A 23,762-nucleotide genomic window follows, 5' to 3' on the forward strand; every position below is an offset into this window, starting at 1 on the left:
ACCATAAGTCCCACCACGCAACAGACGCCGCAATAGTCCGAACAGGAAGGCGCAATACGCTGAGATATCGGCATGCATTCGCGACGCCGAGTGCTATTCTTCAGACGCCGGGACTCACGCGTTTCCGTCCGGCTCTGCGGGTCGTCGGCAGCCATTCCGCACGCAGCGGAAAAGGGGCTGTATGTTACATGCGGAACTACCTCGGCCCGCGCGACGCGCACTGCGTCGACAGCAATCGCGCGGACACATCTGGCTCGCCATCGGCATTTCGCTGACTGGACTGTCCCTGACGCCCGTGGCGCTCGCGGCGGGCAGCCTTCCGCAAGGCGGCCGGTACGTCGCCGGCACGGGCACGATAGCCAGCCAGCGGAACGGTCTCGTGATCACGCAACCGGGTTCGACGCGCGGCGTGATTGACTGGAACAGTTTCTCGATCGGCAGGCACAACAGCGTGACATTCGACAACGGCTCGGGCGCGACCCTTAACCGGGTAACGGGTGGCTCACCCTCGGCCATTCTCGGCAGGCTCAGTGCAACGGGAAGCCTGTACGTGATCAATCCGCAGGGCATCGTCGTGGGCCCGTCGGCTGTGATCAGCACGGGTGGCCGCTTCGTCGCGTCCACCCTCGATGTCTGCAACGGCGCATTCATGACCGGTAGCGGCACGCTCACACTGTCGGGCGACTCCGATGCAAGCGTGATCAACCTCGGCAGCATCAGTTCGAGCGGCGGCGATGTGTTCGTGATTGCACGACACGCCGTCATCAACGCCGGGGCCGTGGCGGCACCCAATGGCACGGCGGAACTGGCCGCGGGCGAGCAGGTGTTGCTGCAGGACTCGGCCAGCAGCAGGCAGGTGTTCGTGCAGACAGGCAGTCAGGGCATGGTCGTAGACAAGGGGCGGATAACGGCCGCACAGGTCAGCCTGCAGGCCGCCGACGGCAACGTGTATGCGCTCGCAGGCAGCGGCACGCGCATCCGCGCGACGGGCACGGCCAGCCGCGACGGCCATGTGTGGCTGGTCGCCGACAGCGGCCGTGTGGACCAAGTCGGCAAGATCACCGCGAGCAACGCGGACGACAGCGGCGGGACCGTCGATACACAGGCGGCACAGCTGACGTTCGGCAAGCACACAGTGGTCAATGCAGCCCAATGGAATCTCTCGACGCCTGTTTTCACGATCGATGATGTCGCCGCGCATGCATTGCGCCGCAGCCTGAACGCCGGCACCTCGGTCGATGTCACCACGACGGGTGCAAACGGCACAACGGGCGACCTGGGCGTCGCGTCGAGCCTGCGCTGGAAGAGTTCCGCTTCGCTCACGCTTGCCGCGTACCGCGATGTCTCAGTGGCGAGCGGCAGGACGATTGCGAACAACGGAACGGGCAATCTGACCTTGCGCGCCGACGCTTCGGGCATCGATAACGGCGGCAGCGTCGTCAACAATGGCACCATCGACTGGTCGAAGAGTACGGGCATCGTCAGCGCGCTCTACGATATGAACGGCAGTTACAGCCCCGGTACGTCGATCGGCAACGCTTTATGGACCGCCCCGGCTTACAGCGGCCTGGTCACGCAGATCACCGGCTATCGACTGGTCAATTCGGTAGCGGACCTTCAGGCCGTCGGCAACGACATGACCGGCAACTACGCACTGGGAAAAGATATCGAAGCGAACAACGCTGCGTTCACAACGCTGGGCACTACCGACTACACGATTAGCGCGCCGTTCGCCGGCCAATTCGACGGCATGTGGCATACCATTTCGAATTTTTCGCCGAACCTCGACGCTATCTTCGGTGACATCGGGCAAGGCGGCGTCGTGCGCGACCTGAAAGTCGACGGCCACCCGCCCGCCAATGACACAGGGTTCTACGGTGGAATCGGTCTCCTGGCGATCAATAGCCATGGCACGATCGTCAATACATTCGCCTCTGGCGCGAACAGCTGCGAATGCTTTTCCGCAACGCTATCAGGACTCGTTGGGTCGAACTACGGGCTGATCGAACGCTCTGGAAGCAGTGTTACGGTTCGGACCGGTGGCGAGGCGGCCGGACTCGTTTTCACCAACTATGGGAGGATCGACGAGTCGTATGCAACGGGCTCCGCTACAGGCTTTTATACGCATGGCGGTGGCGCCGGGCTAGTCCTGGAGAACTTCGGTTCCGTTACGCAGTCGTTTGCATCGGGCAGAGTCTCGAGCGGCAACGGGTTGGTCCAGGGAGGCATCTGCGTGGACTGTTCGGGTCTCGGCACCGACGTTTACTGGGATGTCCAGACAACCGGGCAACCGACGAGCGGCGGCAACCTTCCTGCGTCCAACGGGCTCACCACGGCCCAGATGAGCAACCCGGCGAGCTTCGTCGGCTGGGACTTCGGGCCGAACGGCGTGTGGGTCATGCCAACTGGCGCCACGCATCCAGTGCTGCGGTGGCAAGTGGAACATTAGCCTGGCGCGATGTTGGTGGAACTGTCCATCGCGCAGACGACTCGAGACCGGAGTGGGTCGAGCTGAGCCATCGGCCTTGATGTGTTTCGGTTCAATGCGAAGAAAATGACCCGCATGCCATGTCCACGAGCAGTTGACCTTATCGTGCCGGTTGGAGTACAGGCAGTAACGTCGAATGTCTGAGAATGGCCATGTGTGAGACGTTTGCGAAATGCTGTTCCGATGTCTCTGATGGGTCGCGTGCCGCCGATCGCGTCAGGCAGAGGTCGGCCACCTACGGTCGTTCGCCCTTGCGCTTAGATGGTCATTCAACCGGCTGCTCTACTCAAGAAGCGGCCCGAAAGCCAGATTCGTCCCAGAAGAAGATGTCGGCATTTTCCTCACGAGCCTGACAGACAATGTGTCGCAGGGATCGTCAGCAGCCACGCACGCAGATTGCAGTCGGGCCAAAAGCCTTTCCAGCGCGCGAGCGCCCGCTCGGCCGTATCGTGAACCAGATGGTCAGCCCAGACTGAGTCGCCCGTCAGCGCACGCGCATAGCGCCGCGGCTGCGGGAGCCGCGATATCACTTCCGCTTCGAAGTTCACGCGGCGCTGACGGCCGCGCGAGCGCGCATCAATAGCCGCTGCCGCTGCTGCTGGTGCCGCTGCTGCTGCCCGACGAGCTCGTGTCGCCCGTGGACTGGCACGCGGCCAACGACAACGATGCGACTCCTAGCGCGATGATCACGCATACGGCCGATAGCAGTCTTGATACTTTCATGTAGAACTCTCCTGCACGGCAAACGCGACTGACTTGTCGCGCGGCCGCGCGTTGAGCCGGCGAGTCGCGGATCGCTGGCGGCAAGTGCCGCGACGCCGGTGAACGTTTACAAAAAGGACAGACAAACCCCCTGCAAAACGGGGACGCAACCGCTGTGCGCGGCCGACGATTCCGTTTCGCGGCTTCGCGGTCTTGCACGCGACGCCTAATCTACAAACGCCCACGGCGCGGCATTATTCCACCGCATTGATTATTTGTGACACGTATCGCCTCGGGACGATGCACGGTCGATGCGGCACAGACTTTGCGCAAGTGCGCCGCGACCGTTTGCTGGCATAGCGCCGCATCGCTAGAACGACGTTCGCGGTTGCCGACGATACCTTGTTCGTGAAGCGCGGCGGATGTCCGAAGAACCCGGAAGCGGCCGATGGTATCGCAACCCCATGACGGGCTAATGTGGCTCGACTTGCGACGATCATCCGCTGCGGGCCGGCAAGCGGTTCTCAATTCAGCTATCGGACCGGGTTCGGCCAATCAGCGACGCTCGGGATGCACGCCCTGAGCGCTTGGCGTACGAAAAAATCCCTTTACTGACGGCACCCCTGATAGCACATGGCGTGATCCTCCGAGATTCGGCCCGCTGGGTAAGCATGAACGATTCCTGCGCGAATTTAGCGGTACAACGAAGGCACGTGTGAATACCGCAAACGCAAGACTGGCAAGCCTTTCGGCTCTTTTCGTGGATTGTTTATAGTCGACACGCCAGCACCCAGCCGGCTTTTTATGAACTCGGCCAGCTCAGCATGCCGACGCTGCTGCTGATCGGTCAGAAGGACACGACCGCGATCGGCAAGGACGCAGCGCCGCCCGAGGTGCGTGCGAAGATTGGCCGTTACCCGGAACTCGGCAAAGAGGCTGCGAAAGCGATTCCGCACGCGACCCTGGTTGAATTCCCGGAACTCGGTCATGCGCCGCAGATGCAGGATCCGCAGGCGTTTCATAAGGCGCTGTTGGAGGGGCTGACAGCGGCGCCGGGAAACCGTTGATCGATCACGTGGGTTTCTGTCCCGCCGCCATACTCCTGCTTCGCTCTCCGTTAAGCTAAGGTGCCTGGGGCTATTTTGCGGTCCGTCGCGGTGTTTCGGAGAGGGCCGGCTGCGGACAGGCGGTAGTCGGGCAGGAACGGTCCGTCACGTAGCTCGCTAACCTGACACCCAATGGCGGTTTGCCGCCATTGACTGGTCGTTTGTGCGCCGACGATTCACGTTGCTCGGACTGCCGCGTGACTGGCAAGATGAGGATTTCAACCCGCAGACATATAGCCTGCAGCAAGACATGCGCAAGCTGGGGCTTCTCTGTCAGTCCCGCGCAGACGGGCGCCTGCTTGCGCCGCTTGGTGACTTGCCAGTGGTAGACCCGCGCGAAAACTGTTCCTTGCTCGCTGCGTAGAAGATCCGACCGAGGCGTTCCCCAGGCCGTTCGACATAACGGCGCGAGAGCGCTGCCACGAAGATCGTTGTGCAAAGGGCGACAACGGTGAGAACGAGCAGAGACGCCAACGGATGCGCGCGCACCTGTGTCGGTCCGAAACCCTCGACGACTAGCGGCGTCAACGCGAACAGAATTGGGAAATGCAGCACATAGACGCTGTAGGAGATTTCGCCGATAAATGCGAACGGCCTGGCTTCAAGTGCCTGCATCGACCTTCCGCTGTGATACAGGCAATATACGGCGACGAACGCGACCAGCATCTCGATGTTCTCGGCAGCTTTCATGTCTATACCGAGCCTGTCCGCGGGCATCTGCGAGAACAACAGCGCAATCAATGCGATGGTAGCTGTGGTGCGGTATGGAACATCGTCCGCGCGCTGCAGGAAAGGAATGGCGGCGCCGAGTCCGAAGGCTAACGCATAATGCATACAAAACACCCGCGGGATCGGTAACAGGGCCAATAGGGAAACACAAGCGAGTAACGCCCACCGCTTGCGTGGATGCCGGGCAAGCAGATAGATAACTGGAAATGCGAGAGAGTAAAACAGCTCGACACGCAAGGTCCAAAGCGGCCCGTTCAGGTGTACGTAGAGCCCCAGCATGGAGAGCGCGATGAGTTTTGCAGTGGGCGGCGAAGGGTACGCTTGCCACGCTCCCCACGCGCTATAAAGCCCAGAGTCCAACGCCTGCGGGGATCGAATCAAATGCCAGAGACATAGCGTCAGGACAATTGAAGCCCATAAGGCTGGGTAGATCCTGAAAAAGCGCCGCACATAGAACTTTTTAACCGGCGGCGCCTGTTGCGTTGGTTCATTTGACAGCGACACTGCAAGCACGCATGCGCTCAACACGAAAAACATCTGAACGGCGCCCGAAGCATTGAACAAGCCGCCAATGAATTGATACGAAGAGAGGACTGAACGATCGTTGGCAAAAAGGCGTGGCCAGTCAAGGATGCTCCACACGTGCGCCATAACAACGATCAGGCATGCGATACCGCGCAACGAAGTGAACACTTCGATATTCTTCCGCGCGTTGGCGGGACGGACTGACACGACGGCGTTAGTCATAGCCAGGACCTGGCCTCCACATAGCATGCCCTTGTTATATTGTTTGCGGTCGATCCGACCGAGGGATTCCACGAAGCTCACCCAAGGATAAGACGATAGGTCAGACACGAATGCCGGATCGTCAAAAACACCCTACGGATTGGCGTATTCAAACGATCGGCGCATTCAACAGGAGGCTTATCAGGCAATGACCGCTGTTCGCGAAGTTGCGACCTTGCCGTCGCGGGCCGGACCCCCATAACAGGTCGGACGAGGCGGATGGCTCTTCTTCCGGCGGTCGCTGAACTGTATGAGAGGCTTTCTATATGAGAGGCTTTCTATAAGGCGGATATGGCTGTTGCGCGTCCGAACTGGCTTTCACAACCCCAAAGGCCGGATTGGTCGGCCCGAGTTACACAGCCGAGCATCGGAGCGGGATACAACGATGCGGCCGGCCGTAGTCGCCTTGGTAGCGGTCATCAAAGCCTCAGGTCGAACGGCTGCTTGCGACCTGAAGACAGCCTAACCGTCAACCGAAGTGGCGGGATGCATTTCAAGCGCCGCGTTGGCGTCCCTTTTAAACGGAACCGCCGCCAGCACCGATGCAAGTACCATCAGACCTCCGCCAAACCATGCCCAGCCAGAAAGATGCTCACCGAGCCATACGTATGCGAATAGCGCACCGAACGCGGGCTCGCTTCCCATCAGCAAAGCGACGCGCGTTGGGTTGCTGCGCTTGACGGCAAAGTTCTGTGCGAAGAAAGCGAACAACGTACAGGCGAGCACGAGGTAAGCGATGCTCGCCCAGAAGTCACCGTGCCCACTGAGCGACGGCAGCGCATCCCAATGTTGTGACGGCAGCACGAACGCCGCCAGGACACTGCCCAATGCAACGACGCCTGCCTGGACCGCCGTCACCGACAGCGGAGCAAGTTCCGATTCGCGCATCACACGCTTGGTCACGCACACCATCAGCGCACGCAGTAACGCCGCAAGAAGAATCAGCGCGTCGCCTGCGGTCGGAATGATCACGCCTGCGCTCACGAACGCGGCGCCCGTCAGCGACAGGCCCACGGCGATCCATTCGCCACTCGACGGCTTTCGTCGTAGCAACACCCATTCGACCAGCGGCGTAAGCGCGACACACAGACTGATAAGGAACGCCGCATTCGACGCGCGTGTGTGCGCTATCCCGAACGTCTCGGCCAAAAAGATGCCGAGCAGGATTGCACTGGAGCCGAGCGCACCCAGCAAGGCGGACGCTTTGACGTGTCGGAGCGAGCGCAACGCCGGCGACAACACAAGGAACGTCAGCCCGAAGCGCAACGCCAGCAGGCCGAGCACGGGATAGATCGTGAGCGCGCCTTTCACGACCCCATAACTGGTGCCCCACACCATCGCGACCGCAAGCAGCATCAGGTCGGATATCCATAACGGGCTCTTTTGCTTCGACATGACGGACCTTCTGTTTTTCATTCGAACGGCCCAAATTGTCAGGTATTGCATTGATAAATATAATCCGGGTCAGTGGAACATCTTTTATGTTTGAGATGCACAAATAACTGGTGGGTGCGAGGGTCGCGATGAATCCCAATGAACTCTTTGCGTTGCTACCCGACATGGCGACCTTTGCGAGGGTCGTCGACGCCGGCAACTTCTCCATTGCCGCGCGGCAACTGGGCAGTACACCGTCGACTGTCAGTCGGCAGATCAAGCGCCTTGAGGATTCGCTTGGCACGCGGTTGCTTGAGCGCTCGACCCGTAGCATCCGTTTGACGGATTCAGGCGCGCAGATCTACCGGTATTGCCGGGATATGGTCGGCGCAGCGTCGGGCGCCGTCGACGTCGCGGGACAAGTGACGGGTGATCCGCGAGGCAAGGTCAGCATCAGTGCGCCGATTTCATTTGCGAGATCTGTCATCCATCCGCTTGTTCCCGAATTTCTGCGCATGTGGCCCGACGTGGATGTCCATCTGGTCTTCGCCGACCACGAAGTCGATCCGCTACGTGACGATGTCGATATGGTGATCCGACTCACGCGTTCGCCTCCGCCAGGCCTTGCTGCCCGGCGACTTGGAGCGGTCAAATGGGTTCTATGCGCGTCACCTGCCTATCTCGCGGAACGGGGGACCCCGGCCGAGCCGCACGACCTTGCTCGGCATGCATGCATGTATCTAGGGGAGACGGTCGACGATAATCGATGGCATTTCCGCCGCGATTCTGAGACACAGTCGGTCGAAGTGAAGGGGCGATACATCGCCAATGATGCGGGCGCGCGATTGGATGCTGCGCTGCATGGGCTGGGCATTGCGAGCTTGCCCGATTTTGCTGCTGCGCAGGCGATTTCGAGGGGCGACATTCTCCGGGTGCTGACCGACTGGGAATTCGAGGCCCGTACATATATGGGACCGGTCTGGCTGCTTTATCCGTCGAGCCGTTTTTTACCGTCTCGAGCACGTGCGCTCATCGATTACCTGGTGAGCCAGCTTCACGACAGGTAGGCTGCCACACCGACGGCATCAGGCGCGCAGGGCTGCGCGCCTCCTTTGCTGTCAGCCGTGGTAGAAGCCGTCGGTGACCGAGTTTTGCAGCACGCCGTCGACATAGACGCCGACAGGGTCGCCATCAGCGGACGTGAGGATCGAGCCGATGTGCTGGCCGGGTAGTTTCATCCGGCCGCCTTGGATTTTGGTCATCTCCTGGTGATCAAGTTCTGCAGAATTCTGGATGTCGTCGATGGTCAGCGTGTTCATGATGTGTCTCCTTGAAAGAGGGTTGTACAAACATTTAAGCGGCCGGCTGCTTGCAGCACACAACGCACATGTCATGCCATCCGGGCGTGACATGTGCGGAGCGCATCCCCCCGTGAATCGCGATGATGCGAGTTTGGGCGCCACCATCACTTAGCCAAACGAAGTTGGAAAATCGCTGACATGGCCTTGCTTTCCTTCTCCTACACGTACTTCAGGTCTGCCTGCTTCGCTATCCGCCCGCCACTCATGTGCGTGCCCCACATATACGCTTTGCTGCTCCTGGCCATCTCCGTCAGATCATCTACTCTTTTTCCTGTTCGAAAGCGAGGCTCCACGCCCGATCCTGACTTAATCGGTGTTGCCGGGCGCCGTGGACACGCAGATGTATCTAGGCATGAACGACAGCAACGAATCGCAGGCGTTCTTGACCGAACCGCCTCACTGGTCGATGGTGGCGCATCGATTACACGTACGTGGACCTCCTGGCGGCATCCGACGTTCAAGTTCCGATGTCGCCATTTTTAATTCATCCATTGAAAGGAAATCACCCATGGACCTGAACCTGACAGGCAAGCTCGCACTGGTGAGCGGCAGCACAGCCGGCATCGGTCTCGCTATCGCCACCACGTTGGCGCAGGAGGGCGCTCGTGTGATCGTGAACGGCCGCGCCCAGTCATCTGTGGACGACGTGGTCGCGCAGCTGAAAGCGCAGACGGGCAGCGACGTGCAGGGATTTGCGGGCGATCTCAGTACCGCCGCTTCAGCAGAAGAGCTCGCGCGACGCTATCCGGACGTGGAAATTCTGGTCAACAACCTGGGCATCTTCGAGCCCAAGCCGTTTGAAGAGATTCCCGATGCGGACTGGCAGCGGTTCTTCGACGTCAATGTCTTGAGTGGGGTACGCCTCGCTCGCCTGTTTTTGCCTGCAATGAGGCAGGCCAACTGGGGGCGCATCATTTTCATTTCGAGCGAAAGCGCGGTGCAGATTCCAGCAGAAATGATCCACTACGGGATGACGAAAACCGCGCAGCTGGCGGTCTCGCGGGGGCTCGCCGAAGCCGTTGCCGGCACGGGCATTACGGTCAATAGCGTGCTGCCGGGGCCGACGAAATCGCGGGGAGTGGGTGAATTCGCGGAGACCCTTGCCAAGGCCGACGGCAAATCGTTTGAAGCGTTCGAAACAGAGTTCTTCGAGAAGGTCCGTCCCACCTCGCTCATCAAGCGATTTGGTTCGCCGCAGGAAATCGCGTCGCTCGTGGCCTATATCGCCAGTCCGCTTTCGTCGGCCACGACGGGAGCCGCGTTGCGGGCCGACGGGGGCGTTATAAAAAGCGCCTTCTAGACCGCGAAGGCATTGGGCCGGCTTCTCACACGACCGGCCCCAACTCAGTGCAAAGACAAGGGCGGCTTGCCATGAGCCGCCCTTTTTTCGTGCGTCGTCGCGTCCGCCGAACGGTTCGCGAACCGCTTATCTGGCCGCCATCATTTCATCGCGCACCTCGGCGCCGATCTCGAACGAGCGCAGCCGCGCGGCGTGATCGTAAATCTGCGCGGTCAGCATCAACTCGTTCGCGCCGGTCTGCTCGATGATCGATTGCAGACCTTCGCGGATTGCGTCGCGATCGCCGAGCACCGTGCAGGCGAGCGCACGCGCGACGTTGTTCAACTCCATCTCCGACGCGTCGAGCCGCTCGACCGGCGGCTGCAATTGTCCCGGCGTGCCGCGCCGCAGATTGATGAACTGCTGCTGCAGCGACGTGAACAGGCGTGCGGCTTCGTCGTTCGTGTCGGCGGCGAACAGATTGACGCCGACCATCGCATAGGGCTTCGCCAGCGTCGCGGACGGCCGGAACTGCGTGCGATACACCTGCAACGCGGTCATTATGTAATCGGGCGCGAAGTGCGACGCGAACGCGAACGGCAGCCCGAGCGCCGCGGCCAGTTGCGCGCTGTACAGCGACGAACCGAGCAGCCACAGCGGCACGTTCAGGCCCGCGCCCGGCACCGCGCGAATGCGCTGGCCCGCGACCGGCTCGGCGAAATACCGTTGCAATTCGACGACGTCGTCGGGGAAGGTTTCGGCGCTCGCCTGGAGATCGCGGCGCAGCGCGCGAGCGGTGGTCTGATCGGTGCCGGGCGCGCGGCCGAGGCCGAGATCGATCCGCCCCGGATACAGCGACGCGAGCGTGCCGAACTGCTCGGCGATCACGAGCGGCGCATGGTTCGGCAGCATGATGCCGCCGGAGCCGACGCGAATCGTCTTCGTGCCGCCGGCCACGTAGCCGATCACGACCGAGGTCGCCGCGCTCGCGATACCGGTCATGTTGTGATGCTCGGCGAGCCAGTAACGCTTGTAGTTCAGCTTTTCCGCGTGCTGCGCGAGTGACAGTGTGTTCCTGAACGCGTCAGCCGGCGTGGCACCCGCGGTGACCGGCGAAAGATCGAGAACCGAGAAGGGGATCATTGTCTGTTGATTGCGATGGGCGGCGCTTTCGCGCGATGGGGCATTGTGGCAAAGCGGCGCCTTTTCTGCTGGCGGCGCGGCGATGCCCCTGTCGACCGAAGGGTCGGCAGGACCGATGAGGCGCGCCGAGGCGCGACCCATGGCGCGGAAATTGCGCGTGCGTAGCGTGTTCGCGCGGCAGTGCTTGGCATTCGCAGTGCGCCCGAATCAGCAATCCAGCGAGTGACCGTGCGCCGATCGGAATTCGAGTGTACGGTTAAGTATCGGTGCGGTGACGCGACCCGTTGCCGGACATCCGGAATGTAGCGAAGGAGTTCCCGATCCCATGAATGTCGTCAAAGAGTTTCGTACCCGGTCATTCCAAGACGTGTCCCATGCATTGCTCGACCGCGAGGAGATCGCGCTCGTCGACGTGCGGGAGGAAGATCCGCACGCGCGCAGTCATCCGTTGTTCGCCGCCAATCTGCCGCTGTCGCGGCTCGAACTCGACGCGCCGCTGCGGCTGCCTCGCCCGGCCGTGCCGATCGTCGTGTTCGATGCCGGCGAAGGCCTCGCGAGGCGTGCGGCCGAGCGCTTCGCCGAACTCGGCTATACCAACGTCGCCTTGCTAGAAGGCGGCCTGCAAGGCTGGCGCGAAGCGGGCGGCGAGTTGTTCAAGGATGTCAACGTGCCGAGCAAGGCGTTCGGCGAACTGGTCGAAAGCGTGCGTCATACGCCGTCGCTGTCCGCGCAGCAGGTGCAGGCGCTGCTCGATCGCGAGGCCGATGTCGTGGTGCTCGACGCGCGCCGCTTCGACGAGTTTCAGATCATGAACATCCCCGGCAGCATCAGCGTGCCGGGCGCGGAGCTGGTGCTGCGCGCCCGGCAGCTCGCGCCGGATCCGGCCACGCGCATCATCGTCAATTGCGCGGGGCGCACGCGCAGCATTATCGGCGCGCAGTCGCTGATCAACGCGGGCGTGCCGAATCCGGTGGCCGCGCTGCGCAACGGCACGATGGGCTGGACGCTCGCCGGTCAACCGCTCGCGCACGGCAGCGCGCGGCGTGTCGAAGGCGCGGTCGACGACGCTTCCCGTCTGGCCGCGGCAGACGGCGCGCGCGCGCTTGCCGACCGGGCGCGCGTGCGCCGCACGTCGCGCGACGAAGCGCGCCGCTGGGCCGACGAAGCGATGCGTACCGTCTATCGCTTCGACGTTCGCAACCCCGAGGAATACGAGGCGGGCCACGTTCCCGGTTTTCGCAGCGCGCCAGGCGGCCAGCTCGTGCAGGAAACCGACCTCTTCGTGACGGTGCGCGGCGCGCGCGTGATCCTCGCGGACAGCGACGGTGTGCGCGCGAACATGACCGCATCGTGGCTCGCGCAAATGAACGTAGAGGTGTACGTGGTCGATGGCCTGACGGCGGCCGATTTCGCCGAGAAGGGCATGGCGCCGTTGGCGCGCAACGCGGTCACGCCGCCCGACGTCGACGACATCGCGCCGGCCGAGCTCGCCGCGCTGCTGCAGTCGACGGGAACCGTCGTGCTCGACTTCACGAGCAGCACGCACTATCTGAGGCGGCATATTCCGGGCGCGTGGTTCGTGATCCGCAGTCAGCTCGCCGACGCGCTGCGCACACTGCCCGACGCGAAGCGCTATGTGCTCACGTGCGGCAGCGACGTGCTCGCGCGCTTCGTCGCGCCGGAGCTCGCCGCGGCGACCGGGCGGCCGGTGCAGGTGCTGCGCGGCGGCACGATCGCGTGGATCGACGCGGGCCTGCCCGTGGAGTCGGGCGGCACGCGGATGGCGTCGCCGCGGATCGATCGTTATCAGCGGCCGTATGAGGGCACCGAGAACGCGCGCGAAGCGATGAGCGCGTATCTGGAGTGGGAGCATGGGCTCGTCGCGCAACTCGCGCGCGACGGCACGCACGGCTTTCGTGTGATTTGATGGGCCGGCCATCCGGCGGCCGGCGATCCGGGGGCCGGCCATCCGGGGGCCGGCCATCCGGCACCCCTCTTGCGCCACGCGAATCTTCTGCCGATTCGGTGTAAACGCGCTCTCGTCGAAAGCCTCCGATGCGTTTAGATTAGCGGCATCTGGAAGGCTTTTCGAGGGACCAGGGCGGCCATAAAAGGCAGCGGTTTGTCATTCGGCGATGGCGCAAGGTGAGTAGCCAAGGTTGCTCATCGCTTCGTCTGGAGCAGACCGCTGCGCGTCGTCCGCGGTGCCTCGCGCAAGGCGGCTAATAAGCCGCCGTCACTTTCGGTTGATCCTATCGACCGACATGGCGACGCTGTACACAGCGTCGCCTTTTTGCTTCTGGCGTGCCCATCTCGACGGACCTCAGCCGGTCCATTAGTGCTACGCGCAACACGTTGCGTGCGTAGCCGCACCCGTCGCGCCCGCGTTGCTCGCGGTTTTCTCCGTGCGCGGTTATCCTTGTAGTACACACTACAGACCGGCCAGGCGCCGCGACGACAGATCCCACACCTCCGGACAGGAACCGAAGTGAGCCTCAAACCGCTGGGCGTCACGCTACTGATAGCGTGCTTTGCGCTGACCGGCTGCGACCAACAGCAGAGCGATCAAGCCGTGCAAAAACTCAAGGACTTTTTCAACGCCGTCAAACCGGACGCGTTGCTGCTCAAGAACATGACGCCGGGCGTCACGACCGAAGCGCAAATCCTCGCGCAGATGGGCAAGCCCGAGACCACGCGCACCTTCACCGACGGCTCGAAGCGCTTCGAATATCCGCGCGGCCCGCAAGGCCTGAACACCTACATGGTCGACATCGATCGCGACGGCAAGCTGCAGGCGATCACGCAGGTGCTGACCGCGGACAACTTCGCGCAGGTTCGCTCGGGCATGACCGAGGACGAGGTGCGGCGCTTGCTTGGCAAGCCTGGACAGGTGGCGGTGTTTCCGCTGAAGCCGGAAACCGTGTGGAGCTGGAAATGGCGCGAGGGCGGCGTGACCGAAGAAGGCATCTTCAACGTTCACTTCGACCGGAACCAGAGGGTGTACACCACGTCACGCTCGGACGTGATCCGCGGGCGATAGGCGGGGGCAATGTCGATCAGAAGACGGCCGGATAAGCGGGCCGAAAAAGCGGGGTAGGCATGATACGTCGACGTCGATACAGCCGGATCGGGCTGGTGTTGGGGGGCGGCGCCGCGCGCGGCTGGGCGCATATCGGCGCGATTCGCGCGCTGCAAGACGCGGGCATCAGGCCCGACGTCGTGTGCGGCACGTCGATCGGCGCGCTGGTCGGCGCGGTCTATGCGAACGGCGATCTCGACTGGCTCGAGGAGTGGGTGTCGCGCCTCACGTGGCAGACCGTGGTGCGGCTGCTCGATCTGCGCATCTCGGGCGGCCTGCTTGGCGGGCGCAAGGTGATCCAGCTATTCGCCGACAAATTCGCCGGCTGCTCGATCGCGCAACTGCACATGCCGTTCGCGGCGGTCGCGACCGAACTCGACACGGGCCGCGAAATCTGGCTGCAGGACGGCAGCACGATCGACTCGGTGCGCGCATCCATTGCGATTCCGGGCATCTTCACGCCGGTATGGCACAACGGCGTGTGGCTCGTCGACGGCGGGCTCAGCAATCCGGTGCCGGTGTCGGTCGCGCGGGGCATGCGCGCGGACTGCGTGATCGCGATCGATCTGAACAACGACATCCTGAACGGCCGCGATTTCGGCGGCCCGGTCATTCAAACGCCCGCGCTCGATCCCACCGCACCGCCGCCCGTCGCGCTGCGCCGCAACGGCAAGCCATGGCCGCGCTGGCTCGCGCCGGCGGAGGCGAGCGCCACCGACGACGTGCGCGTGCCGCCGAAGCCAAGCGCGCAGGTGCCGTCGATGCTGAGCTCGATCGCGCAAAGCATCGACATCATGCAGGTGCGCATCACGCGCAGCCGGCTCGCTGGCGAACCGGCCGATATCCTGATCCAGCCGCGTCTCGGCGGCATGGGCATCTTCGATTTTCATCGCGCGGCGCCAGCCATCGAGGAAGGGCGCGAGGCGGTCGAGCAGATGCTGCCGGCGATTCGCGCGCGGCTCGGGCTCGACTGAGCGCGAGCTGTCAGGCGTCGGAGCCGGCGTGGACGCGCTGATGCAACAGCGCGACGCGATCGGGCGGTGCCACCGCCGTCGGCGCGGCCTATCGAAAAAGCGACCCGAAACTTGCGAAATCGCCGCACGGCCAGGCGCGCGCCGCGCGTGCGACAACACGATAACCCCCGTGAAACCAAGCGCTACGAGCGTTCCCTCGTGCGTCGAAGTGCCATGTTGCGTCGCAGCAAACCACCCGCTGGGTATTTGAGAAATTGATTTCAGCTTGCGAGACTCCGCGCCATGCCGGAGCAGCGAGCAGCCCATGAAGCCGCCGCCATCCGCGCCAATTCTACGAACCTGGATGGAGACACGCGTGTTCCTATACGGCTTTGGTCCCGTGCTGCTCGCCGGCACGCTCCAGACGATCGAGCTGTCCGTTCTGTCGCTGGCGGCCGCTGTGTTGCTCGGCCTCGCGGGCGCGGCGGCGAAACTCTCGTTCAACCGGCCCCTGCGGGTCATCGCGACCGGCTACACGACGCTGATCCGCTCGGTGCCCGACCTCGTGCTGATGCTGCTGCTGTTCTACAGCATCCAGATCTGGCTCAATGATCTGACCGACATGTTCAGCATCGAGCAGATCGACATCGATCCGTTCGTGGCCGGCGTGCTGACGCTCGGTTTCATCTACGGCGCGTATTTCACCGAGACGTTTCGCGGCGCCTTTCTCGCGGTGCCGCGCGGCCAGCTCGAAGCGGGCAGCGCGTACGGCATGAGCGGCGTGCGCGTGTTCACGCGCATCCTGTTCCCGCAGATGATGCGCTTCGCGCTGCCCGGCATCGGCAACAACTGGCAGGTGCTCGTGAAGGCCACCGCGCTCGTGTCGATCATCGGTCTCGCCGACGTCGTCAAGGCCGCGCAGGACGCGGGCAAAAGTACCTTCAACATGTTCTTCTTCATCCTCGTCGCCGCGCTGATCTATCTGGCGATCACCACCGTATCGAACCTCGTGCTGATCTGGCTGAACCGCCGCTATTCGATCGGCGTGCGACACGCGGAGCTCTGAGCGTCATGATCGACATCCTCAATCAATTCTGGAAGGCGTATCTGTTCTGGGACGGGCAACGCCTGTCGGGTCTCGCGGTCACGCTGTGGCTGCTGGTCGCGTCGATCGCGATCGGCTTCGTGTGCGCCGTGCCGCTCGCGGTCGCGCGCGTGTCGAAGAAGCGCTGGCTGTCGACGCCGGTACGTCTGTACACCTACGTATTTCGCGGCACGCCGCTCTACGTCCAGCTGCTGTTGATCTACACCGGCGTGTACAGTCTCGCGTTCGTGCGCTCGCACAGTCTGCTCGATGCGTTCTTTCGCAGCGGCTTTCACTGTGCGATCCTCGCGTTCGCCTTGAACACCTGCGCGTACACGACCGAGATTTTCGCGGGCGCGATCCGCTCGACCTCGCACGGCGAAGTCGAGGCGGCGCGTGCCTACGGCATGAGCGCGTTCACGATGTACTGGCGCATTGTGATACCGTCCGCGCTGCGCCGCGCGTTGCCGTTGTACAGTAACGAAGTGATCCTGATGCTGCACGCGACGACGGTCGCGTTCACGGCCACGGTGCCCGACATCCTGAAGGTCGCGCGCGACGCGAACTCGGCGACCTACCAGTCGTTCAACGCGTTCGGGCTCGCGGCGCTGATTTATCTCGTGGTGTCGTTCGCGCTCGTCGCGCTGTTCCGGCGTGCCGAGCGTCGCTGGCTCGCGCATCTCGCGGTGCGCACGCACTGAGCGCGCGTTGACGACATAGCATCGGGCGCCTCGAGCTTCGGCAGGGCGGCGTCCGCACCAGACCGATCCGTATTCTCACTGGGAGAGCATCTTGCTCCATACCACTCAAACCGAAGCTTGCAAGCTCGCTGTACAGGACATCCACAAGCGCTACGGCGACAACGAAGTGCTCAAGGGCGTGTCGCTCAACGCGAACAAGGGCGACGTGATCAGCATCATCGGCGCGAGCGGCTCGGGCAAGAGCACTTTCCTGCGTTGCATCAATTTTCTCGAGCGGCCGAACGCCGGGCAGATCATCGTCGACGGCGAAGCGGTCAAGACGAAGACCGATCGCGCCGGCAATCTCGAAGTCGCCGATCACAAGCAGCTGCAGCGCATCCGCACGAAGCTCGCGATGGTGTTCCAGCACTTCAACCTGTGGGCGCACATGAACGTGCTCGAGAACGTGATCGAAGCGCCGATTCATGTGCTCGGTCTGAAGCGCAAGGAGGCCGAGGACCGGGCGCGCGAGTATCTGGAGAAGGTCGGGCTCGCGCCGCGTCTCGAGAAGCAGTATCCGTCGCATCTGTCAGGCGGCCAGCAGCAGCGTGTCGCGATCGCGCGCGCGCTCGCGATGGACCCGGACGTGATGCTGTTCGACGAACCGACCTCCGCGCTCGACCCCGAACTCGTCGGCGAAGTGCTGAAGGTGATGCAGAAGCTCGCCGACGAAGGCCGCACGATGATCGTCGTCACGCACGAAATGGGCTTCGCGCGCAATGTGTCGAACCATGTGATGTTCCTGCACCAGGGCCGTACCGAGGAGGAGGGCAATCCCGCCGAGGTGCTGAGCGCGCCGCGCAGCGAGCGCCTGAAGCAGTTCCTGTCCGGCAGCCTGAAGTAACGCGCGGCTCGCTTTTCACGGACACCCGATGGCCCGCACGTCCAGCCCGGCTCGCACGACCCAGGTCGTGATCGTGGCACTGCCGCCCGTGTCGATGTCGGGCGTCGGGCCGATCGTCGACGCGCTCAGTCTCGCCAATGAAATCGACGGCCGTGCGCTGTATCGCGTGCAGGTATGTTCGTGGGACGGCCGCGCGGTGCCGCTCGCGGGCGGCGCGCAATGGCCGGCCGATGCCGCGTTCGGCGACGCGATCGCGTGTGACTGGCTGATCATCGTCAGCGAGCGGTTCCAGCAGTTCGCCGACTATCGTCTGTTTCTCGCGAGCCTCGCGCGCGTCGGTCAGCGCACGCCGCTCGTCACCGGTATCCACCACGGCGTGTGGTGGCTCGCGATGGCGGGGCAGTTGTCCGGCTATCGCGTCAGCGTGAACTGGGAAACCTATCAGCAGTTCTCCGAACAGTTCGAACGCTCGATCGTCACGCAGCAGATCTTCGAAATCGATCGCGATCGCGCGACCTGCGCGGGCGGCCAGGCGACCGTCGACTTCATGCTCGCGATGATCGGCCGCGAGCACGGGCCCGAACTCGCGGAGCGCATCGCCGATACGCTCGGCGTAGGCGTGCTGCGCGCGGGCGAGGAGCGTCAGCGCATTCCGTTCGTGACCGCGCCGGGCGAGCGTCACCCGCGCCTGAACGACGCGCTGCTGCTGATGGAAGCCAATATCGAGGACCCGCTGACCACCGATGAAATCGCCGGCTTCGTCGGCGTCTCGCGGCGGCAGCTCGAGCGCCTGTTTCGCCAGTATCTCGGCTCGATGCCGTCCAAATACTATCTGGGGCTGCGGCTGTCGAAGGCGCGCACGCAATTGCAGCGCACCAGCAAATCCGTCGTGCAGATCAGCCTCGCATGCGGGTTTGCGTCGGCGGCGCACTTTTCGAATGCGTATCGGGAGCGCTTCGGCGTCACCCCGCGCGAGGATCGCCGCAACTGGATCGACCGCCAGACCGGCGCGCACGGCGGCGCGAGCGAGCCGCGGCCGGCGGCGCTGATCGAGCGGCCCGAGCTCGATTGACGCAAGCCATCTGAAAGCGAAACCGCGGCAAGTTCAGCGCAAAGCTCGACAGCCGCGACGCGCGGAACCTCATAGAACGCGTCGCGTATGCGCAAGACGTGCCGCGCGCGGTTTCCTACACTAGCTGTATTACCTGTCACCCGTAAAAGGAATTGCCATGAACGACCTGACTGTGACACGCCAGACCTTCGACGAAGTCATGGTGCCGGTGTTTGCCCCCGCCGCCTTCGTACCGGATCGCGGTCTCGGCTCGCGCGTGTGGGACACGCAAGGCCGCGACTACATCGACTTCGCCGGCGGCATCGCCGTCACCGCGCTCGGTCATGCGCATCCCGAGCTGCTGAAGGTACTGCATGAGCAGGGCGGCAAGCTGTGGCACATCGGCAATGGCTATACGAACGAGCCGGTGCTGCGCCTCGCGAAGCGCCTCGAAAGCCTCACGTTCGCCGACCGCGCGTTCTTCGCGAATTCGGGCGCCGAGGCGAACGAGGCCGCGCTGAAGCTCGCGCGCCGCGTCGCGTTCGACCGTCACGGCGCGCAGAAAGATGAAATCATTTCGTTCGCGCAGTCGTTCCACGGCCGCACGCTGTTCACCGTCAGCGTCGGTGGCCAGCCGAAGTACTCGGAAGGCTTCGGCCCGGTGCCGGCCGGCATCACGCATCTGCCGTACAACGACGTCGAAGCGGCGAAGAAGGCGATCGGCGCGCAGACCTGCGCGGTGATCGTCGAGCCGATCCAGGGCGAGGGCGGCGTGATCCCGGCCGATCCGGCGTTCCTGAAGGCGCTGCGCGAAGCGTGCGACCAGCACAACGCGCTGCTGATTTTCGATGAAGTGCAAACCGGCGTGGGCCGCAGCGGCTTCTTCTACGCGTACGAGGACACCGGCGTGACGCCGGACATCCTGACCACCGCGAAGGCGCTCGGCAACGGCTTCCCGATCGGCGCGATGCTGACCACCAAAGAGCTCGCCGCGCACTTCAAGGTCGGCGTGCACGGCACGACTTACGGCGGCAATCCGCTCGGCTCGGCGATCGCGGAAAAAGTGGTCGAACTCGTCAGCGACCCGAAGCTGCTCGAAGGCGTACGCTCGCGCGGCGAAGTGCTGAGGGGTCATCTCGCGAAACTGAACGAGCGCTTCGGGCTATTTACCGAAGTGCGCGGCAAGGGTCTCCTGATCGGCGCCGAACTGAACGACACGTTCCGGGGCCGCGCGAAGGACTTCGTCACCGCGGCCGGCCAGCACGGCGTGATCATGCTGATGGCGGGTCCGGACGTGCTGCGCTTCGTGCCGTCGCTGATCATGCCGCTCGACGACATGGCCGCAGGCTTCGCGCGCCTCGAGACGGCCTTCGGCGAACTCGTCGGCGCGAACGCGCAGGCGGCGTCGCATTGATGTTCAGGCAGTCCCGCACGCCCACGCTGATGCAGCGGATCATGCGTCACATTCAACAGGAACGATGATGCTCTTCGTACGTCCAGGCCGCCTTGCCGATCTCGATGCGCTCGAGCATATGGCGCGCACCGCGCAGCCGGTGCTGCATTCCCTGCCGCACGACCGGCGCGCGCTCGAAGCGCGGGTCGCGTTGTCGGAAGACTCGTTTCGCGCGGAGGTCGATTTTCCGGGCGAGGAGTTTTATCTGTTCGTGCTCGAAGACTCGGAGACCGGCAAGCTGATGGGCACCGCGAGCATCGTCGCGGCGGCCGGGTACGCGGACCCGTTCTACGTGTTTCGCAACGACGCGCTGATTCATGCGTCGCGCGAACTGCATGTGAATCGCAAGATTCACGCGCTGACGATGTCGCACGAGCTGACCGGCAAGAGCCGGCTCGCGGGCTACTACATCGACCCGTCGCTGCGCGGCGACGCGGCCGCGCAACTGATCTCGCGCGCGCGGATGATGTACATCGCCGCGAATCGCAAGCGCTTCACGCCCGAGGTGTTCTCGCTGCTGCTCGGCGTGACCGACGAAAACGGTGTATCGCCGTTCTGGGAAGCGGTGGGGCGCAAGTTTTTCGGCCGCGATTTCGCCGACATCGAAGTCGAATCGGGCGGCCGCAGCCGCACCTTCATCGCCGAAGTGATGCCGACCTATCCCGTGTATGTGCCGCTGTTGCCCGAAGCGGCGCAGCGCGTGCTCGGCGAACCGGACGCGAACGCGCTGCTCGCCTACGAGATTCACCTCGAGGAAGGCTTCGAGACGGATCGCTACGTCGACATCTTCGACGCGGGTCCGGTGCTGACCGCGCAGGTGGATCGCAGTGTCAGCGTGCAGCACAACGAAACGCGCGTCGTGCGCGAGGCATCCGCGACGCGCGGCGCAACGTACCTGATCGCGCACAACGGCGCCGCCGGCGAGTTCCGTTGTGTGCTCGGCGATCTCGCGCCCGGCAAGGAATCGGGCGCCGGGTTGTTACAGGCGGCGCGCGCCGCGCTCGGCGTACGGGAAGGCGATGCGGTGCGCTGCGTACCGCTGCATCAGCCGCAGGATGAACCATCGGGAGACGCGCAATGATCGTCGTTCGCGTAGTACAACGAGGCGATGTGGATGCGCTGATGCGGCTCGCGCAGGAAACCGGGCCGGGCCTGACCACCTTCAAACCGGATCGCGATGCGCTCGCGGCGCGTGTCGAGCGCGCGCGCCGCACGATGGAAGATCAGGCCGCGCCGCACGAGGCCGGTTATTTCTTCGTGATGGAAGACACCGCGACCGGCGACGTGGCCGGCGTCTGCGGTATCGAAACGGCGGTGGGTCTGCAGCAGCCGTTCTACAACTATCGCGTGAGCACGGTCGTGCACGCGAGCCAGGATCTCGGCATCTGGACGCGCATGCACGCGCTGAACATCTCGCACGACCTCACCGGTTATGCGGAAGTGTGCTCGCTGTTTCTGAGCCCGCGTTATCGCACGAGCGGCGTCGGCGGCTTGCTGTCGCGCTCGCGCTTCATGTTTCTCGCGCAGTTTCGCGAGCGTTTTCCGCAGCGTCTGTGCGCGGAGCTGCGCGGCCATTTCGACGAGCAGGGCACGTCGCCGTTCTGGCGCGCGGTCGGCTCGCATTTTTACCAGATCGATTTCAACGCGGCCGACTATTTGAGCTCGCACGGCCGCAAGGCGTTTCTCGCCGAGCTGATGCCGCGCTATCCGGTGTACGTCGAACTTTTGCCGGAAGAGGCGCAGCGCTGCGTCGGCCTCACGCATAACGACACGATTCCCGCGCGCCGCATGCTCGAAGCCGAAGGGCTGCGCTATGAGAATCACGTCGATATTTTCGACGCGGGTCCGGTGCTCGAATGCCATATCGCCGATTTGCGCACGGTGCGCGAAAGCGTGCTGGTGGCGGCTGAAATTGGCGAGGCAGCAGAGCAAGCCGCGCAGGACGGGCCGAAGTCGATGGTATCGAATACATCGCTCGGCGATTTTCGCGTAGGCGTCGTGGCGGGCGTGCCGCGCAACGGTGTGTGCCGCCTGAGCGCGGCCGAGGCCGACGCGCTGCGCGTGCAGGCAGGCGATCCGCTGCGGGTGCTGCCGTTGAAACACAAACAAGGATGATCATGAGCGAGCTTTTCATCGACGGCGAATGGGCCGCCGGCACAGGACCCGTATTCGCATCGCGCAATCCCGGCACGGGCGTGGTGGTGTGGCAAGGCAACAGCGCGTCGGCGGACGACGTCGATCGCGCGGTACGTAGCGCGCGCCGCGCGTTCGCCGCATGGTCGGCGCTGACGCTCGACGAGCGCTGCGCGGTGGTGCGCCGCTTCGCCGCGCTCGTGACAGAGCGCAAGGAAGCGCTCGCCGAAGCGATCGGCCGCGAGACCGGCAAGCCGCTGTGGGAAGCGCGCACCGAAGCGGCCTCGATGGCCGCGAAGGTCGAGATCTCGATTCAGTCCTACAACGAACGCACCGGCGAAAAGCGCTCGGCGATGGCCGACGGCACCGCGGTGCTGCGGCATCGTCCGCATGGCGTGGTGGCGGTGTTCGGGCCGTACAACTTCCCGGGCCATCTGCCGAACGGGCATATCGTGCCCGCGCTGATCGCCGGTAATGCGGTCGTGTTCAAGCCGTCCGAACTCGCGCCCGGCGTCGCGGCGCTGACCGTGCAGATCTGGCGCGACGCGGGGCTGCCTGCCGGCGTGCTGAATCTCGTACAGGGTGAGAAGGATACCGGCATCGCGCTCGCGAATCACCGGCAGATCGACGGACTGTTCTTCACCGGTAGTTCGGATACCGGAACATTGCTGCACAAACAGTTCGGCGGACGGCCGGAGATCGTGCTCGCGCTCGAAATGGGCGGCAACAATCCGCTCGTGATCGGCCCGGTCGCGGACCTCGACGCCGCCGTGCACCACACGATTCAATCGGCGTTTCTGTCGGCGGGGCAGCGCTGCACGTGCGCGCGCCGCATCTTCGTGCCCGACGATGCGTTCGGCGAGCGCTTCCTCGCGCGCCTGACGGAAGTGACCGCGCGCATCGGCGTCGGTGAATACAACGCCAAGCCGCAGCCGTTCATGGGCGCCGTGGTGTCGGCGCGCGCGGCCTCGCGTTTGATCGGCGCGCAGGAGCGTCTGCTCGCGAGCGGCGCGAAGGCTCTGCTGAAAATGGAGCAGCGCGATCCGCAGCTCGGCTTCGTCACGCCCGCGATTCTCGACGTGACCGACGTAAAGGACCTGCCCGACGAGGAGCACTTCGGTCCGCTCGCGCAGATCATCCGCTACCGCAATTTCGACGACGCGCTCGAACGGGCGAACGATACGGAGTTCGGTCTCTCGGCGGGCCTGCTCGCCGACGACGAAGCGCTGTGGACGCATTTCCAGCGCACGATTCGCGCGGGCATCGTCAACTGGAACCGGCCGACCAATGGCGCTTCTTCAGGGGCGCCGTTCGGCGGGCCGGGCCGCTCGGGCAATCATCGGCCGAGCGCGTACTATGCGGCCGACTACTGCGCATACCCAATGGCCTCGGTCGAGAGCGCGCAACTGACCATGCCCGCGAGCGTCTCGCCGGGCCTTCAATTCTAAGGATCGACG

19 protein-coding genes and 2 pseudogenes are annotated in these 23,762 nt (G+C 63.7%); 15 read left to right on the forward strand and 6 right to left on the reverse strand.

All coding sequences use genetic code 11. From position 1 onward, the window contains the following. The first annotated feature begins 181 nt into the window (after positions 1-181). Positions 182-2,449, forward strand: coding sequence for a filamentous hemagglutinin N-terminal domain-containing protein (locus OKW37_RS10460; protein WP_429406642.1), 2,268 nt, complete (start codon positions 182-184; stop codon positions 2,447-2,449). A gap of 410 nt (positions 2,450-2,859) precedes the next feature. Here OKW37_RS10460 and OKW37_RS10465 read toward each other — a convergent pair. Then, positions 2,860-3,036, reverse strand: a pseudogene (locus OKW37_RS10465) (sigma factor); the annotation flags it as partial. A gap of 28 nt (positions 3,037-3,064) precedes the next feature. After that, complete coding sequence (locus OKW37_RS10470) at positions 3,065-3,211, reverse strand: hypothetical protein (RefSeq protein ID WP_429401673.1); 147 nt, start codon at positions 3,209-3,211, stop codon at positions 3,065-3,067. Positions 3,212-3,978: 767 nt separating this feature from the next. On the opposite strand from OKW37_RS10470, the pseudogene OKW37_RS10475 reads away from it, so the two are divergent. Further along, positions 3,979-4,257: pseudogene (locus OKW37_RS10475) on the forward strand (alpha/beta fold hydrolase); the annotation flags it as partial. Between the two features lie 312 nt (positions 4,258-4,569). Here the strand turns inward: OKW37_RS10475 and OKW37_RS10480 are convergent. Then, positions 4,570-5,772 carry an acyltransferase family protein gene (locus OKW37_RS10480; protein ID WP_429406640.1) on the reverse strand — a complete coding sequence of 401 codons (1,203 nt, stop codon included), beginning with the start codon at positions 5,770-5,772 and terminating at the stop codon, positions 4,570-4,572. A 501-nt stretch (positions 5,773-6,273) separates the two neighbouring features. Beyond that, a complete protein-coding gene (locus tag OKW37_RS10485) occupies positions 6,274-7,206 on the reverse strand; it encodes a DMT family transporter (RefSeq protein WP_187612018.1) in 933 nt (310 codons plus the stop codon). A 128-nt stretch (positions 7,207-7,334) separates the two neighbouring features. Here OKW37_RS10485 and OKW37_RS10490 point away from each other — a divergent pair, with 128 nt between their 5' ends. Further along, on the forward strand, positions 7,335-8,252 hold the full coding sequence (locus tag OKW37_RS10490) for a LysR family transcriptional regulator (RefSeq protein WP_429356981.1): 918 nt from the start codon (positions 7,335-7,337) through the stop codon (positions 8,250-8,252). Positions 8,253-8,303: 51 nt separating this feature from the next. On the opposite strand, the gene OKW37_RS10495 is transcribed toward OKW37_RS10490, so the two are convergent. Then, positions 8,304-8,504 (reverse strand): hypothetical protein, encoded by a 201-nt coding sequence (locus tag OKW37_RS10495; protein ID WP_184062060.1) that lies wholly within the window; start codon positions 8,502-8,504, stop codon positions 8,304-8,306. A 550-nt stretch (positions 8,505-9,054) separates the two neighbouring features. Between OKW37_RS10495 and OKW37_RS10500 the strand changes: the two genes are divergently transcribed. After that, a complete protein-coding gene (locus OKW37_RS10500; RefSeq protein ID WP_429406638.1) occupies positions 9,055-9,846 on the forward strand; it encodes an SDR family NAD(P)-dependent oxidoreductase in 792 nt (263 codons plus the stop codon). Positions 9,847-9,972: 126 nt separating this feature from the next. Here the strand turns inward: OKW37_RS10500 and OKW37_RS10505 are convergent, their stop codons facing one another. After that, entirely contained in the window at positions 9,973-10,968 is a 996-nt protein-coding gene (locus OKW37_RS10505; protein ID WP_429406636.1) for an LLM class flavin-dependent oxidoreductase, read from the reverse strand. Between the two features lie 325 nt (positions 10,969-11,293). Here OKW37_RS10505 and OKW37_RS10510 point away from each other — a divergent pair, with 325 nt between their 5' ends. The 11 genes from OKW37_RS10510 to astD all read left to right on the forward strand — a co-directional run bounded on the left by OKW37_RS10510 (position 11,294) and on the right by astD (position 23,753). Then, on the forward strand, positions 11,294-12,895 hold the full coding sequence (locus OKW37_RS10510) for a rhodanese-related sulfurtransferase (protein ID WP_184062057.1): 1,602 nt from the start codon (positions 11,294-11,296) through the stop codon (positions 12,893-12,895). A gap of 561 nt (positions 12,896-13,456) precedes the next feature. Further along, positions 13,457-14,008 carry an outer membrane protein assembly factor BamE domain-containing protein gene (bamE, locus tag OKW37_RS10515; RefSeq protein WP_090803993.1) on the forward strand — a complete coding sequence of 184 codons (552 nt, stop codon included), beginning with the start codon at positions 13,457-13,459 and terminating at the stop codon, positions 14,006-14,008. A 59-nt stretch (positions 14,009-14,067) separates the two neighbouring features. After that, positions 14,068-15,021, forward strand: coding sequence for a patatin-like phospholipase family protein (locus OKW37_RS10520; protein WP_184044233.1), 954 nt, complete (start codon positions 14,068-14,070; stop codon positions 15,019-15,021). A 355-nt stretch (positions 15,022-15,376) separates the two neighbouring features. Further along, positions 15,377-16,066 carry an ABC transporter permease gene (locus tag OKW37_RS10525; protein ID WP_090805677.1) on the forward strand — a complete coding sequence of 230 codons (690 nt, stop codon included), beginning with the start codon at positions 15,377-15,379 and terminating at the stop codon, positions 16,064-16,066. 5 nt (positions 16,067-16,071) lie between these two features. Further along, the gene (locus OKW37_RS10530; protein WP_184062056.1) at positions 16,072-16,785 is read left to right on the forward strand and encodes an ABC transporter permease; all 714 of its coding nucleotides are present in this window, start codon (positions 16,072-16,074) and stop codon (positions 16,783-16,785) included. A gap of 91 nt (positions 16,786-16,876) precedes the next feature. After that, positions 16,877-17,668 (forward strand): ABC transporter ATP-binding protein, encoded by a 792-nt coding sequence (locus OKW37_RS10535; RefSeq protein ID WP_184032922.1) that lies wholly within the window; start codon positions 16,877-16,879, stop codon positions 17,666-17,668. A gap of 28 nt (positions 17,669-17,696) precedes the next feature. After that, positions 17,697-18,740, forward strand: coding sequence for a GlxA family transcriptional regulator (locus tag OKW37_RS10540; protein ID WP_429406633.1), 1,044 nt, complete (start codon positions 17,697-17,699; stop codon positions 18,738-18,740). 157 nt (positions 18,741-18,897) lie between these two features. Then, positions 18,898-20,133, forward strand: coding sequence for an aspartate aminotransferase family protein (locus OKW37_RS10545; RefSeq protein ID WP_429406631.1), 1,236 nt, complete (start codon positions 18,898-18,900; stop codon positions 20,131-20,133). Between the two features lie 67 nt (positions 20,134-20,200). Beyond that, positions 20,201-21,253: an arginine/ornithine succinyltransferase subunit alpha gene (gene aruF, locus OKW37_RS10550; protein WP_429408442.1), complete on the forward strand. Its 1,053-nt coding sequence runs from the start codon at positions 20,201-20,203 to the stop codon at positions 21,251-21,253. Continuing rightward, positions 21,250-22,287: an arginine N-succinyltransferase gene (astA, locus tag OKW37_RS10555; protein ID WP_184008656.1), complete on the forward strand. Its 1,038-nt coding sequence runs from the start codon at positions 21,250-21,252 to the stop codon at positions 22,285-22,287. The genes aruF and astA overlap by 4 nt, the downstream gene beginning before the upstream one ends. 2 nt (positions 22,288-22,289) lie before the next feature. Further along, positions 22,290-23,753, forward strand: coding sequence for a succinylglutamate-semialdehyde dehydrogenase (gene astD, locus OKW37_RS10560; RefSeq protein ID WP_429406629.1), 1,464 nt, complete (start codon positions 22,290-22,292; stop codon positions 23,751-23,753). Positions 23,754-23,762 lie beyond the last annotated feature (9 nt).

Origin of the sequence: Paraburkholderia sp. MM5482-R2, assembly GCF_050436125.1 — a bacterium.
Lineage (GTDB): Bacteria > Pseudomonadota > Gammaproteobacteria > Burkholderiales > Burkholderiaceae > Paraburkholderia > Paraburkholderia tuberum.